The sequence below is a fragment of the Streptomyces sp. NPDC023723 genome (assembly GCF_040639815.1).
GTDB lineage: Bacteria > Actinomycetota > Actinomycetes > Streptomycetales > Streptomycetaceae > Streptomyces.
On the sequence record NZ_JBFAAP010000010.1, the window covers coordinates 96687 to 110450 of the forward strand.

Consider the following 13764-nt stretch of genomic DNA (forward strand, 5'->3'; position numbering starts at 1 on the left):
GCGATCACCGATTCCGGCCGCGACTACGCTGGCCCGGTGCCGCGTCCCGCGAATGGGGTACGGCCCCGGGGGACCACATTGGGGGCATCTGAGATGACCAGCGACGACACCGACGCCGCACTGCACCACCCACACGATCTCCAAGCCGAGAAGGCCGTACTCAAAGCGATGCTGCTGTCCAAGGACGCGATCGCCGACATCGTCGACGTCCTCGGCGGCCACGACTTCTACCGCCCCGCTCACGAACTGATCTACCAAGCGATCCTCGACCTGTACGGGCGCGGCGAGACGCCGGACCCGATCACCGTGGCCGCCCACCTGAGCCTCGAAGAAAACCTCGAAAAAGCCGGGGGCACGGCCTACATCACCGCTCTCGTCAGCGGCCCGTCCTCGGCACGGAGCTGGATGACCGAGGCCGATCGCGTGCAGAGCGCCGCCCTGCTGCGCCGCACGAAAATCGCTGCGATCAACATCGAGAACCTCACCGCGGACGGCGAGCCCGGTTCTGCTGACCGCATCGCCAACCAGGCCCAAGCCGAAATCTTCGCCGCCACCACACGGCGCCCCCTGCTCCCGCCGGCAAGCCCCCTCGGCGACGTCATGGAAGACACGCTCGACTGGATCGAGGCCACCGGCAGTCGCGAGGCCGCACTGCCCGGCGTCCCCACCGGCTTCACCGACCTGGACTCCCTCACCGGCGGGCTCCACCCCGGCCAGCTCATCGTCGTCGCCGCCCGGCCCGCCATGGGAAAGTCAACCCTCGCCTACGACTTCATCCGCTCCGCCAGCATCAAGCACAAGCTGCCCAGTGCCGTCTTCACCCTCGAAGCCGGCCGCAACGAGGTCTGCATGCGACTGCTCTCGGCAGAGGCCCGCGTAGCTCTGCATCACATCCGCTCCGGCACCATGACCGACGAGGACTGGACCCGCTTCGCCCGACGGATGCCCGACGTCAGCGCCGCCCCGATCTACATCCAGGACGGCTCCTACGCCAACCTGCACGACCTCCGTGCCCACTGTCGCTACCTGCACGCCCGCGCAGGCGTCCGGCTCATCGTCATCGACGCCGTCCACCTGCTCACCTACGGCACCAGGCCACTCAGTTCCCGCTACGAAGAGATCTCCGAGATCGCCCGCTGCCTGAAACTCCTGGCCAAGGAACTTCAGCTGCCCATCGTCGCCATATCCACCCTCAATCGAGGCCCCGAGCAGCGCACCGACCGCAAACCCATGATCAGCGACCTGCGCGACTCCGGAGCACTCGAAGACAACGCCGACGTCGTCATCCTTATCCACCGCGAGGACGCCTACGAGAAAGACTCGCCCCGTGCCGGCGAGGCCGACCTCATCGTTGCCAAGCACCGACACGGCCCCACCGCCACCATCACCGTCGCCTTCCAGGGCCACTACTCCCGGTTCGTCGACATGGCCCAGACGTAGTTCCGAGTTGTGTAGGTTCTCAAATCCCGTGTCATTTTCTCAGTCGCCGTGTCATCTGGATGGCATTTATGACATCTCCGTGAGACAGCGCAGGTCAGAGACTCGCCGCTTCCGGCGGACCTGCCCGCAGCGGCAAGGAAATGACGCGGAGCTGAGAATCCAGCGGATGACACGGCGTGAGAAGCCCGCCGAACCAGCAGTTCAGAGGCCCGGCAGATGACACGGGCTGCGAGAACCTACACGAGTTGTGGGATCTCAAATTCCGTGGCCAAATCTCAGGGACGATGGCCAAGCGGCGGCCACTCACAAGTTTTTGTTCCGTGTCGAGACGCCCCAGGTGGGTGGAGGCCGAGGCGGGGGGCGTGGCCGGTGCCTTCCAACCGGCCCTCGCGCGGCATCCAGGTCACGAACGCCACCAGCGCGCCCCCAAGCCCTCCAGCTCCGGCAGGCCGGTGGCGGCGCAGAACCGGCTCCACAACCGCCAGCTCTTGGCGTAGGCGTCGAGCGGGTTGTCCAGGGTGATTTCGGCGGCAACCCGCGTCGGCCAGGTCCTCGGCCTCGGCCAGCCAGCGGGCAGTGTCGACACCGTGTCTCTCCGCCCACCGTTTCATGAGCGTCTACCGCTCCCCGCTGTCGCCGGGGCCGGCAGGGCCGCCGTGCCGTCTGGACCGGCGGCGTCGGCGGTGACCGTCTCCCCCTTGGTGGTCACCAGACCTCCTCCTTGTTCCCGGAGCAGCCACTGCTCCAGCCGAACTCGATTCCAGGGCCCGGGCCGTGCTGGGAGGACCGCATCTGCTGTTCCCGTATGTCGAAGACACCGTCCGGGACGAGGTCGTCGCCGTCCCAGTACCAGCGGGCCAGGCGATCGGCGGCCCCGGCGAACCTGATGCTCGTCGTGCTCACACTGACGCTCATGCTGTGAACACCCGGCAGGGCGTCGGCCTCCGCCTGCAGGGACTCCCTCTGGGCCCGGACCGACCGCACTCGCTCCTGCAGGTCGGCCACCACTTCCGCTGCGTCAGCGACGCGCGGCGGCGGCATCCAGCCCGAGGTGCCGACGATGACGCCGACGACGAGGTCACGGGTGACGGGCAGTTCCGGCGTCTCCCCTTCCTCGAAGCACAGCCGCCACTCCCGCTCGTGCAGCCAGTCCGAGGAGCCCGGGTCGTAGCGCACCCGCCGGTTGCGCATGCGCCTCGGCAGGTGCCGAGTCTGGTCCATCTCTTCCTTGGAGAGATAGAGGACGGGCCGGGCACCGTCCTGGATGAGTTTCTGTCGGTCGAGCACCACACCCCAGGGCGCGTACGGTCCGCGGCCCCCCACTCCGTCGCGGAGCATGGCGCGGCGGGCGGCCGCGGTGGCCTCGCTGAAGCAGAGCACCGGCGCATCGGCCCAGAAGTCCGGCGCCCCGCGCAGCACGCCGCCGTGCAGGATGCTCACCATGCGGTCCTCGGCGGTGCCACGGGCGAAGTTCGGCGGCTCGTCACCTTGCCGCCGGGGCCGACCGGTGAAGTGGACCAGCGTGTCCGGCAGGTCGGGGTGCGTGCTCATGCGTGGGTTCCCTCCCCCTTCCGGCGCCCGGACTGCCCGGTCGTCAATCCCTGTCTGTCGCGTCGGATAAGGGGTGAACCTATCCGACGAGATTACCCGCGCCGGTACCGTTCCACTATGAGGACCAGCCCCCGCCGCCGCTTCTCCGTCCGTCTCGGAATCGCCGACGACGTGGATGCCTTGTACGAAGGCGTACCGGACCACCTCCTCCGCCCTCTGCAGCAGTGGGTTTACATGTACGCCAAAGGGGCGGAGGGGGAGATCGCCAGGATCATGTGCTTGAGGCTCCGCCTTACCGTGCCCGAGCAAACGAACGCGGCGTGGCACCTGAGCCAGCAGAAGGGCATGGTCCTGCTCGACGCGGTGGACGCCCTGCTGGCCTTCCCACTTGAACTGGGCCTGAAGAATGATTCGATGACAGTCTCTGCCCTCACCATGGTGCTGGACAACGCCGGCTCGGCCTATCGCGTTGCCAATGACGAGGGCGGCCTGGAGATCCGCGTCAGTCCGGGAGTCAGCGAAGCCGTACGCCAGACCGTCATCGACGCGGCTGCCGCCCCCTCTACCGGCTCCGCTGCCGATCACCTGACTACGGCCTGGAGGGCGGCATACGGACTGCACCCCGACCCGGTGGGCGCGTATAGCGAGGCCATCAAGGCGGTTGAGTGCGCGGCGCACGCTGTCATCCAGCCCAACCACGCCAAGGCCAACTCGGCACCATGCTGGGTGAACTCAAGGGCGCCCGGCACAAGTTCAGCACCGCGATCCCCACCCCGGCCGACGACTCGATCGCCCCGGTCGAGGCGATGATGCGCGCCCCGTGGGAGGGACAGACGTCACGGCACGGCGCACGCACCGCGACGGTGCCTGAGACCCTGGACGCCGCCCGGGCCGGGATCCACCTCGCCGCCACCCTGGTTCAGTGGTTCGTCTCCGGAGCCGTCATCCGCACGGGCTGAGGCCGGCCAGCCGCAACTTTCAGATCCTTGAACAGACGGCGGACGTCGGAAACGTAACCCCGCTGGCGGTTCCGGACGGGAACACGCCCGCGTGTCCGTCGACAGACCCATTGCCCACAGGGTCCTGCTCGTCGTAGCCGCTCTGGCGCACCCTCGCCGCCGCCGACCACCAGGTCGTCCACGACCACATCGCCCAGTACTGCGAGCACTCCGCGCAGCGCCTCGCGGGCCTCGGGCACCTGGACCTCGGCTACACCCCGTGGGGGCAGGCATGAGCGGCAGCGAGACGTCCCGCGTCGGCCTTGCCCGGGGCGCGCTGCACCATGCCTGCGAAGCCGCCGGAAAGCGCGGGGCGAGCAAGAGTCGTGCCCCGCGACCCCGCGCCACGGCCGCGGCCGCGCGACGTGACGGTGGGGAGCCGGCCGGAGGTCGCCGCCGTGCTTCAGGGCCTGCTGGCCGGCCGGGCCTGGGAGCTTCCGGCAGCCGAGGCGGGCCGTGCGCAGCGCCGCCCGGGCCGCGGCAACCGAGGCTTCCGCCCTGCGCCGGGCGCGGCAGGAACGCGCGGCCTGGGAAACCGAGGTCTGAGCGGTGGGTGGCCGGTGCGGGCTGGCGCCAGGAGGCCGGAGGGGCTGCGCGGGGCCGCTCGACGGGCAGTGCGTGGACAACTACGGTGTGAACACATGTTCTATTCGATGAATGTTCAGGATCGGTTACGAACATCAGCAGTCCCGGTCATCGCTTCCCGCAACGCGGCGGCGGAGGGCATCGTTGGGCAGCACACAGCAGGAGGGGACCAGTGAGCGACCGTAGTGCGATCGAGTGGACCGAGGCGACGTGGAACCCGACCACGGGCTGCGACCGTGTGTCGGAGGGCTGCGACAACTGCTACGCGCTGACGCTGGCGAAGCGCCTGAAGGCGATGGGCTCGCCGAAGTACCAGACGGACGGTGATCCGCGGACCTCCGGCCCGGGCTTCGGGCTGACGGTCCATCCGGACGCCCTGCGGGTGCCCTACGGGTGGAAGAGCCCGCGCACGGTGTTCGTGAACTCGATGAGCGATCTCTTTCACGCCCGGGTTCCGCTGGACTACGTGCGCCGGGTCTTCGAGGTGATGGCCGACACCCCGCAGCACACCTACCAGGTGCTGACCAAGCGGGCGCGGCGCGTTCGGCAGGTCGCCGGCCGTCTGGAGTGGCCGGACAACCTGTGGATGGGCGTGTCGGTGGAGAGCGCGAAGGAACTGCCGCGCGTGGACGACCTGCGGCGAGTGCCGGCGGCGGTGCGGTTCCTGTCGTGCGAGCCGCTGCTGGGGCCGCTGGACGGGCTCGAGCTGTCCGGGATCGACTGGGTGATCGCGGGCGGCGAGTCCGGGCGCGGGCACCGGCCGCTGGACGAGGCCTGGGTTGCGCAGATCCGGGACGTGTGCCAGCAGGCCGGTGTGGCGTTCTTCTTCAAGCAGTGGGGTGGCCGTACGCCGAAGGCCGGCGGCCGCGAGCTGGACGGCCGTACCTGGGATGAGATGCCGCTGCCCGCGACGGTGTAGCACCGCGGGTGGCGCGGTCAGGGGCGTGCGGGCTGCACGACCAGTGCGCGGGTCTTGTCCCCGCCGATGCCTGTGGTGGGGGTCTTGCCCTGGCTGTGCAGGTACTTGACGGCCTTGCGGGCGGCCGGATCGGTGACCTGCCCGAAGTAGTCGCCGAAGACGGCCAGGGTGTGGTCGACCAGCCGGACCGGGCGCCCGGCGCTCAGCAGTCTTTCCAGGTTGGCGGCCATCGCCGGGACGGCTTCCTTCTCCACGGTGGCAGGGTCGGGCCGCCGGATGGAGGCGGCGGAGAACAGTGCGTCGGGGTCGTCCCGGGTCTCCTGCAGTTCCAGGGTCTTCCACCATTCCGTGCGGGCCCGGGCCACGGTGTCGCCGAAGACCCACAGTCCGTACTGGCTGCGGGTGGCGAACACCAGCCGGTAGACGGCGCGTTTGTGCGGTGCATGCGAGACCGGCACGGACTGCACGAACATGCCCGTGCGGTGTTTGAGACGGCGGGTGTATTCGGCTGCCACCGCTTCGATGGCGTCCTCCGCGGCGCCGGCCTGCGCGCCGGGGACCGCCGCCTCGGCGAAGTACTCGCGCCACCAGGAGCCCCCGCAGACCTCGTCGAAGCGCCGCAGCGAGGTCTCGTTACCGTTGGGCGAACGGACGTGCCCGCCCAGCCGCCACACGGCCATCATGCTGAAGTTCATCAGCAGCTCGGTCGCCGGCTTCTTGTCCGGCCGCTGCCTGGCTAGCACGTCCACGAGCCGGTCCTGGGGCAGCACCAGCCCGCACGGGTCCAGGAAGAGGAACAGCGGCCTGCCCGCAGCCCGCTTGATGACGCTGTCGAGGACGCCGTCGACCTCCCCGCGGTGAGCGTGCGCGACGACGCCCTGGCGGCGGTAGCCCTCCACGACCTGCTGCAGCCGCTGGAACGACCTGGCCTGTGCTTCGGTGAAGAAGCCCTCCACCGTCACCCCGTGCCGGGCGCGGAAGTAGGAGGCGACCCTGAGCGCGAGCTCCGCGGAGGCCGGCTCGCCGTTCTCGTAACGGCCCTCGCCCGCGTACCCGTCCAGGTAGACCACCCGTTTGTCGTGCGACTGGCCGCTCAGCATGCCGCCGAACTGTGCCAGATAGCGCTTCAGCAGGTCATGCTTGAAAACGCTGGGCAGTGCTTTGTCTTTCCAGTAGTCCCCGTTTGTTCCCGTCGACATGGCCCCCACCTCGTCACGGTTCGGACAACCGTCTGCTACGCATCGTCAGCCACGTTCCGGAGTCCGACAAGAGGCCCGATGCCCCGCTCCCGGTGCCCGCACGGCTGCGCTGGCTGAGAGCGTATGGCGCCGGGGCGCGGTTGCAGGGGCAAGCCGTTCGAGTGAGGACCTCGCCGTGAAACGCTCGGGGCTCACCGAGCTGGCCAGGGTTTCGCGGGCAGCCGTGCTGCGCCGGGCCCGGAAGGATCGCCTGGCGCGCGAGGCGGGGATGTCGGCGTACTGCCGCAGCTGGCCTCGCTTCAGGAGCCGACTTGAACGGTGGGCGCCGGGCTGCCTTGACAGCCGCTGGTGCGTGGAGTGGCTAGGCACCGGGTTGAGCGACGGCGCCTAGCCAGGTCGTTCATGCGGCAGGAGGGCCGGCCTCCTTGTCCGGGTCCGTGTCCGGCTCCGCGGGAGCCTGCGGGGCGCCGTGGGTCTCCGGCTCGCGGTCGGCCTCGTCATGGGTCGCGGCCGTCTGGGTTCCGGGAGCGGTGCGGTCGTCGAGGGTGATGGTGACCGGCTGACCGCTGGGGGCGAGGTTCTTCAGGCTTTCCTCGATCCGCTCGTACAAAGCGGCGGCGAGCTCCTGGTCGCCGTCGCCGTCGCTGGCGGTGTGTTTGACGGAGTGGAGACTGATCAGCAGGGCGATCAGGGAGCGGCCGGACAGGGCGGCGCGGATCCGTTCGTCTCCCTCGTCGGCGACCTCCGGCGGTACGCGGAAGTGCGGGTGCCGTCCCGCGTGGGCGGTGATGAACTCCCAGATGTCGCGGTGGCACAGCAGGCTGGCCGAGGAGACGCGGGCCGCGGTCTTCAGCAGGGAGCTGTGTTCCTGGCTTGCTTCGGGGGCTACGGGCTCGGTAGCAGCGTCCGGCTGCGGCCGCAGGTCTTCCACGGCGGCGTGCAGGTCCGCGATCTCCTGCCGCAGTGAGGCGAGCGCGGACCGGGCTTCAGCCAGGGCGGCGCCCGCCTCCTGTTTGATCTCTCGAACCGCTTCGCGCACTCGGTCCGAGGCATCCTGATCGTTGCCAGCCGGGCCGCCGCCAGTGCTGACCGGGGTGGTGAGTGCGGTGAGCACGGGGGCGAGTTCCTCGGTAAGGACGTCACGGACGGCCTGGCGGACTACGTCGGCCGACATTTCCGGGCTGGACGAGGAGTCCGGTTCCTGTTCGGCGGAGCGCTGCGCGGGAATCGCGGGCTGCAGGGCATTGTCTTCCCGGTCGCCGTCCGACTCGGTGAGGGTCGTGACGGGCGCGACGGTGGGGTCACGATGGCCGCCCTCGGCGCCGGATGTCTTCTGCTCGGCCGATGCGTGCGAGGACGGGCTGGTGAGTGGGGCTGGTGCGGGCGCGGTGAGATCCGCGAGCACGACGCGCACCTCCCTCAGTTCGGCGCGCAACTGGGCGACGACGTCCTGGACGGTGCTGTTGAGCGATTCTCCGTTGGAGTTCAGCTTGTTGTAGACGTCGCGGAAGTTCGCGCGCATCCTGCCGAGCTCGTCGACGACCTCCCTGGTCGTCTTCTCATGCGCGTCCCGGCCGGCCGACTCCAGCTTGTCGACGCTCTTGTCGAGCGCGTCCCGGATGTTCTTGTCCGTGTGCACGACGGCTGTGTGGAGCATCGTCAGGGTGTTGGTGAGGTCCGGGTTCGGCTGGCGGGCCATCATCCCCCATTTCGTCGCGTTGAGTAGTCGTACCAGTTCGCTGCGTATGCTGCCTCGGATGGTCACACCGCGTGGGGAGATCGCGTCAACTGGCCTAAGAGCACCAGTTGTTCAGGCCGAAACCGATCGGGTGGTCAGCTGACAGGGTGGCTGACCTGGTTGGGACCGTCTCCGTCCCCGTCTCGGCCGCTGTCGCGGTACCGCCGTGCCCGTCGTCCTCGGACTCGCTGCGGCGCGGCAGATCGGGGCGCGCGTCGGCGAGGTGAAGTCCGTCTTGAGCGGCTCCAGCAGCGCGCCGAGGACTGCCCGAGCGAACCGTCATCTTCGAGTTGGCACGCTGAGGCCCGGCGCCCCGGTCGCGAGTGCGTGGTCGGGGCTCGGACGGCAGACGGTGCTCCAGATCACCTACCTCGGCTAATCGGGTCGTTCGGCCAGGGGGCGCGGCCGGGGCGTTCGGTTCTGCGGATTCGGTCCCGTCGGGCCGTGGCCGGAGCGTAGGGTCGAGGTGTGATCTTCCGGACACGGCGGGTGCCGACCGGTGCCGTGGCCGGCCTTGCCTGTTCCCTTTGCAGAGAGAAGATCCATGACTGCCGATCTTTCCGGTCTTGACGCCGTTTCGAGCCTCCAGGTGACCGGGGCGGCCCCGGCCCGCGGTTCGCTGCGGGTGCCCGGTGACAAGAGCATGTCGCACAGGGCTGCTCTCCTGGCGGCGATCGCGCACGGCCCGAGTGTGATCACCGGCCTGTCCCGGGGGCAGGACGTGACGCACACGCTGCGGGCGGTCGAACGGTTCGGGGTGAACGTCACCGACGCCGGTGAGGGCCGTGTGCGGGTGGAAGGACCCATCCGGCACGCGCCGGACGACGTCCTGGACCACGGCAACGCCGGCACCGGCATCCGGCTGACGGCCGGAGTCTGTGCCGGGATCGACGGCCTGTCCGTCCTCACCGGGGACCGTTACCTGCGCAGGCGGCCGATGGACCGGATCGCCGAGCCGCTGCGCGCCATGGGTGCGACGGTCGACGGACGCGAAGGCGGCAGGCTGGCCCCGCTCGTGGTCCGCGGCGGCGCGCTGACCGGCATCACCTATGCCCCCGAGGTGGCGTCCGCTCAGGTCAAAAGCGCTGTGCTGCTGGCCGGGCTGTCCGCGACGGGCACCACCACGGTGGAGGAGATCCACCCGACGCGGCGGCACACCGAGGAGATGCTGCTGGAGTTCGGCGGTCGGGTGCGGGTCGACGGGCACCGGGTGACCCTCGAGCCGGGGGAGCTGACGGGCACGGACCTCGCCGTGCCCGGCGACCCGTCCCAGGCGGCGTTCTGGGCGGTGGCCGCGCTCCTCGCCGACCAGGGCGAGGTCACCATGGACAACCTCTACCCCGGCTTCGGGCGCAGCGACTTCGTCGGCGTGCTGGAACGGATGGGCGCCGACATCGACTTCGACTTGACAACGGGGACGCTGGTCGTGCGCGCGTCGCGGCTGCGGGCCATCGAGCTGACTGCCGAGGACATCCCGGGGATCGTGGACGAGGTGCCGGTGCTGGCGATGGCGGCCGCCGTCGCCGACGGCATGACCGTCATCTCCGGCGCGCAGGACCTGCGGGCCAAGGAGTCGGACCGGATCGCCTCCACCGCGGCGATGCTGCGGGCCTTCGGGGTGCGGGTGACCGAGACCGAGGACGGCATGGTCATCGAGGGCACCTCCCGGCTGCGCGCGGCCCGCGTCGACAGCCACGGCGACCACCGGATCGCGATGACGGCCGCCGTCGCCGGGGCGTGCGCGGCCGAGGGACCGACCGTCATCGACGGCTGGGAGTCGGTGGCCACGAGCTACCCGGGCTTCGCCGGCGACCTGGTGCGCCTGACCGGGACGGCCGCCGCTCCTGCCGCGTAGCCACCCCACCTGCCGTTCGAGGGATCGCCTGCTGGTCACACGGGCAGCAGGCGATCCCTTGGTGAACACAGTCGACCCCGACCTGGGAACGGGTGCCTGGCTACCAGGTGTATCCGTAGTGGGTGAACTCCGTGGCGTAGGCGTCCTCGACGGCCTGGCGGGCGGCGGGGGTGAGGAGACGGCAGTAGTCGCTTCCGGGCGGCCGGAACTGGGCCTTGGCGCGGGGCAGTACGAGCGGGGGCAGGCCCACCCGGGCGCACAGCGTGTCCAGGCCGGCCTGGAGGTGTTCGTGGCGGATGACGACGTCGACCATGACGGCGCCCGTCGCGTCGGTGTACAGCGGCCAGCTGAACGCGTCGCGGAACTCGCCGGAGCCGATGAACGCCGCGATGCCGATGCGTGGTTCGGTGCGGTGGCGGTGGAAGTACAGCGAGAGGACTTTCTCGTAGGGGCTGCGCTTCAGGCAGACGGTCAGGTACCGGTTCCAGGTTGCGGTCCCGAGCGTGGCGCGGATCTCGCGGGCGGGCATGTGGTTGTAGTAGCGCACGCCCGGCCCGGGCCCGGGCGGTACCGGTTCGGGGCCTGGGGTGTGGCCGGGGAGCAGGTGGTGTTGCGAGGGCCGGCCGCCTTCGGCCGTCCGCAGGGCCTCGTCGCGCGGTGACATCGAGGTGATGATGTCCCGCTCGCCGGCGTGGCGGGACAGGGCGATCTCCACCGACGTGCCCGCGGTCTTCCGGACCTCGACGGTGGGGCCTGAGGAGTGCAGCACCCGATCGTCCGCCCGGTCTCGTACACCCCGTCGGGACCGGGCGGATGTGCCCACCGCCGCCAGACGTTGACCTTCTCCGTCGGCAGGAGGTGGTTGCATCACCCCTCCAGGAATCCCAGCTCGCTGTCCGGCCGGCAGTGCGAGCACGCCGTCACGCCCTCCGCCAGCGCCCGCAGCGCTACCGCCCGGTCCACCCCGCGCGACCGCTTCCCCGCATACCAGCAGTCCCCGGCATGCACGTACACGGCCGGGGCGTCCCGGTTCAGGCCCGCTTCCAGCAGCCAGTCCGGCGCCGGCGGGCGCGCCTCTGCTCTCTGCTGCTCCTCGAGCAGGCGCCGCTCTCAAGCCGGGTCGACACGAGCGGATCGTTCACGTGTTCGATACTACGGGTCTGAAAAATGCAGCCCGCCACCAGGACAATCCCCAGATGACGGGCCACTTCGGGCGCTAGGAGAAGGTGCCCCCCCTCTCAGCGATCCGCCCACCCTACGACTCGCCCCCAGTGCCGGGGAAGGACTGCGGACGCCCGGTCGGCCAGCTGCCGGGACCGTCCACGACCAGGCCCGCCGGGGAGGCACTGCGGATCGCCCGGAGACCTTCACTGTGCATGTGAGGAGTGACGTCACCCGCGCGGGATCGAGGCACTGGACTCCGGCTGCACGGTGTCGCTGGTGTGCTGCCGGCGTCGAACGCGACCTGGTCGTCGTCGGTGCCCAGAGCCTGCGGCGTTGGCCTACGACAAAGTTTCCGGCTTACGTTCCCGTGCTGCGGCTGGCCCCGCCGAGGTGGAGGAGTTCGTCGACGCCTTCTGCATGCTGGTAGGGCTGGAAGCGGGGGAGGAGGGCGGTGATGAGGCTGGTGCAGCGGGGTGCGTGGGTGTGGCGGGCCAGGAGCAGGGCGTGGGTGGCGGCGGCCGCGGCGGGTTCGGGTTCGCCTGCGTCGAGGTGGCTGGTGGCGCGGTAGGCGAGGAAGATGCTGCGGGTCTTGTCCCGGGTGGCGGGCAGGAGGCGTTCGCCGTCGGTGATGAGCTGGTGGGCCCGGGCGGTGTCGCCGAGGTCGAGGAGGGCCTGGCCGGAGTCGACGGCGAGGTCGGCGTTTATGTTGGCGCTTCGTTCTGTCTCACGTAGCACGCAGTTATGTTCGCGTAGCTGCTGTCTCAGGGGGTCCGATGAAGCGCGCCAGTTCCAGCACGTCAACTGCCACCGCTCGACAGGGAGTCGTCGCCCCCTTCGGGAAGTCGGCGCCGGAGGCCGTGGTCCTCTTGCATCGGACTGCGCAGGCTCGGGCAGCTGGTCCGTGGCCCTTCGACGCGTCGGCCGTGCTGGAACGGGCGGGGGCATGCGACGGCAAGTGCTTCATCCTCGGCCCCGACGGTTCGTACGACGTCCAGTTGAACCGGTTCGGGCGCGAACTCGACAGCTGGGGCGTGCGGTCGGACAACGGGCACGAGGGCTACATGCGCGACATCATGCTGTACTGCCGGTTCCTGCACGAATCCCGGGGAGGGAAGTCGATATGGGAGACGGACAGCGCTGATCTGCGCGCCTACAAGGTTGTCCGCATGCGCATGGACGATGAGAACTCGATCAGCGCTGCCACGTGGCGCCGGTCCATCGCAGCTCTCGACAAATGGGTGGAGTGGGCCCTTTACGAGGAGTTGCTGGATCACGAGCCGTTCCGGTACATCGACAAGACGGTGATGACGCCGCAGGGACCGAAGCGCGTCCGGGTCAACGCCGAGTACGACGTGGACGACGACCAAGAGCCCCTGCACATCGTGCAGTTCGTTGACTACCTGCTGTGGCGCAATGTCGGGCTGCGGGGAGAGCTGCCGGATGGCAGGCCGGACCCGAAGTGGCGTGGCCGGCACGGTGAGCGCAATGCGCTGTTCGCCGACTCGCTCGTCTACACCGGCATGCGTCTGGGCGAGGGGGCGAGTCTGCTGACGACCGAGCTTCCTCCCGTCGCAGGGGGACGGGGCGAGATCTACCTCGCGGCTCAGGTGGCCAAGCGGAAAAAGGCGCGCAGGGTGTTCGGGAATCGGCGGACGCTGCGGGCGTGGCACCACTACCTGTCGATCGAGCGTTCGGCCGTGGTGGAGCGGGCGCGGGCCCGTGAGCGGTACGTCGGGCTGGAGGAGTTCGTTCCGGTGGGTCGCGCGGGGCGTCACGCTTTGACGGTGGTGGGCTCTTCCCGCGCCTGGGCGTACTCGAAGATCGGCGTCGGCGTGCGGCGGAACCTGTTCCGTGTGGATGCCGCCGGCCTGCCGCGGGAGCCGTTGGCGCTGTGGCTGGGCGAGGACGGGTTTCCGCTCAAGCCTTCCACGTGGCAGTCGGCGTTCCGCCGGGCCAACGAGCGCTGTGCTTCCTTCGGGATCGACATCGAGGTCTCGCCGCATACTCTCCGTCACGTTTTTGCAGTTCAGATTCTTGGTCTGATGCTGCGGCAGACCATTCGCGCGCTGGGGCAGCGGGAGGACCGGCGATTTACCAGGGCGGAGCTGGAGCGGCTGCTGTTCGGCAGCCCCATGCGCAAGCTGCAGCTGCTTCTCGGGCATGCGCACGAGTCGACGGTCTACATCTACCTGGACCTTCTGGATGAGTTCCAGGAGATCGTCCTGTCCGCGCTCGCGGAGTGGGACACCCAGGTCGCGGCCCTGGAGGCGGTCGCTTCGGAGGCGGCGGCAGCATGAGGACGCGGCGCGTTCGGT

Annotated in this window: 12 protein-coding genes; 5 read left to right on the forward strand and 7 right to left on the reverse strand. The window is 69.7% G+C overall.

Going from position 1 to position 13764, the window contains the following annotated elements:
• The first annotated feature begins 3 nt into the window (after nt 1–3).
• A complete protein-coding gene (gene dnaB / locus AB0G32_RS14460) occupies nt 4–1440 on the forward strand; it encodes a replicative DNA helicase (RefSeq protein ID WP_361162605.1) in 1437 nt (478 codons plus the stop codon).
• Nucleotides 1441–1843: 403 nt separating this feature from the next.
• Here the strand turns inward: dnaB and AB0G32_RS14465 are convergent, their stop codons facing one another.
• On the reverse strand, nt 1844–2026 hold the full coding sequence (locus AB0G32_RS14465) for a hypothetical protein (RefSeq protein ID WP_361162504.1): 183 nt from the start codon (nt 2024–2026) through the stop codon (nt 1844–1846).
• 119 nt (nt 2027–2145) lie between these two features.
• Entirely contained in the window at nt 2146–2991 is an 846-nt protein-coding gene (locus AB0G32_RS14470; RefSeq protein ID WP_361162505.1) for a hypothetical protein, read from the reverse strand.
• Nucleotides 2992–3108: 117 nt separating this feature from the next.
• On the opposite strand from AB0G32_RS14470, the gene AB0G32_RS14475 reads away from it, so the two are divergent.
• Nucleotides 3109–3801, forward strand: a complete 693-nt coding sequence (locus AB0G32_RS14475; RefSeq protein WP_361162506.1) for a hypothetical protein — start codon at nt 3109–3111, stop codon at nt 3799–3801.
• A 945-nt stretch (nt 3802–4746) separates the two neighbouring features.
• Nucleotides 4747–5493, forward strand: coding sequence for a phage Gp37/Gp68 family protein (locus tag AB0G32_RS14480; RefSeq protein WP_361162507.1), 747 nt, complete (start codon nt 4747–4749; stop codon nt 5491–5493).
• A 17-nt stretch (nt 5494–5510) separates the two neighbouring features.
• Here the strand turns inward: AB0G32_RS14480 and tcmP are convergent, their stop codons facing one another.
• Complete coding sequence (gene tcmP, locus AB0G32_RS14485) at nt 5511–6692, reverse strand: three-Cys-motif partner protein TcmP (RefSeq protein ID WP_361162508.1); 1182 nt, start codon at nt 6690–6692, stop codon at nt 5511–5513.
• A gap of 400 nt (nt 6693–7092) precedes the next feature.
• Entirely contained in the window at nt 7093–8391 is a 1299-nt protein-coding gene (locus tag AB0G32_RS14490; RefSeq protein ID WP_361162509.1) for a hypothetical protein, read from the reverse strand.
• Between the two features lie 583 nt (nt 8392–8974).
• On the opposite strand from AB0G32_RS14490, the gene aroA reads away from it, so the two are divergent.
• Entirely contained in the window at nt 8975–10285 is a 1311-nt protein-coding gene (aroA, locus tag AB0G32_RS14495; RefSeq protein ID WP_361162510.1) for a 3-phosphoshikimate 1-carboxyvinyltransferase, read from the forward strand.
• A 100-nt stretch (nt 10286–10385) separates the two neighbouring features.
• Here the strand turns inward: aroA and AB0G32_RS14500 are convergent, their stop codons facing one another.
• The 3 genes from AB0G32_RS14500 to AB0G32_RS14510 all read right to left on the reverse strand — a co-directional run bounded on the left by AB0G32_RS14500 (nt 10386) and on the right by AB0G32_RS14510 (nt 12184).
• Nucleotides 10386–11054, reverse strand: a complete 669-nt coding sequence (locus AB0G32_RS14500) for a hypothetical protein (RefSeq protein WP_361162511.1) — start codon at nt 11052–11054, stop codon at nt 10386–10388.
• A gap of 98 nt (nt 11055–11152) precedes the next feature.
• Nucleotides 11153–11386: a DUF6233 domain-containing protein gene (locus AB0G32_RS14505; RefSeq protein ID WP_361162606.1), complete on the reverse strand. Its 234-nt coding sequence runs from the start codon at nt 11384–11386 to the stop codon at nt 11153–11155.
• Nucleotides 11387–11806: 420 nt separating this feature from the next.
• Complete coding sequence (locus AB0G32_RS14510) at nt 11807–12184, reverse strand: hypothetical protein (RefSeq protein WP_361162512.1); 378 nt, start codon at nt 12182–12184, stop codon at nt 11807–11809.
• A gap of 188 nt (nt 12185–12372) precedes the next feature.
• Here AB0G32_RS14510 and AB0G32_RS14515 point away from each other — a divergent pair, with 188 nt between their 5' ends.
• Nucleotides 12373–13746, forward strand: coding sequence for a tyrosine-type recombinase/integrase (locus tag AB0G32_RS14515; protein ID WP_361162513.1), 1374 nt, complete (start codon nt 12373–12375; stop codon nt 13744–13746).
• Nucleotides 13747–13764 lie beyond the last annotated feature (18 nt).

What these genes read in the sequence shown, in the direction of transcription:
- AB0G32_RS14490 (WP_361162509.1), bottom strand. Translation starts at nt 8,391, where the DNA reads ATGGCCCGCCAGCCGAACCCGGACCTCACCAACACCCTGACGATGCTC.
- aroA (WP_361162510.1), top strand. Translation starts at nt 8,975, where the DNA reads ATGACTGCCGATCTTTCCGGTCTTGACGCCGTTTCGAGCCTCCAGGTG.
- AB0G32_RS14470 (WP_361162505.1), bottom strand. Translation starts at nt 2,991, where the DNA reads ATGAGCACGCACCCCGACCTGCCGGACACGCTGGTCCACTTCACCGGT.
- AB0G32_RS14475 (WP_361162506.1), top strand. Translation starts at nt 3,109, where the DNA reads ATGAGGACCAGCCCCCGCCGCCGCTTCTCCGTCCGTCTCGGAATCGCC.
- tcmP (WP_361162508.1), bottom strand. Translation starts at nt 6,692, where the DNA reads ATGTCGACGGGAACAAACGGGGACTACTGGAAAGACAAAGCACTGCCC.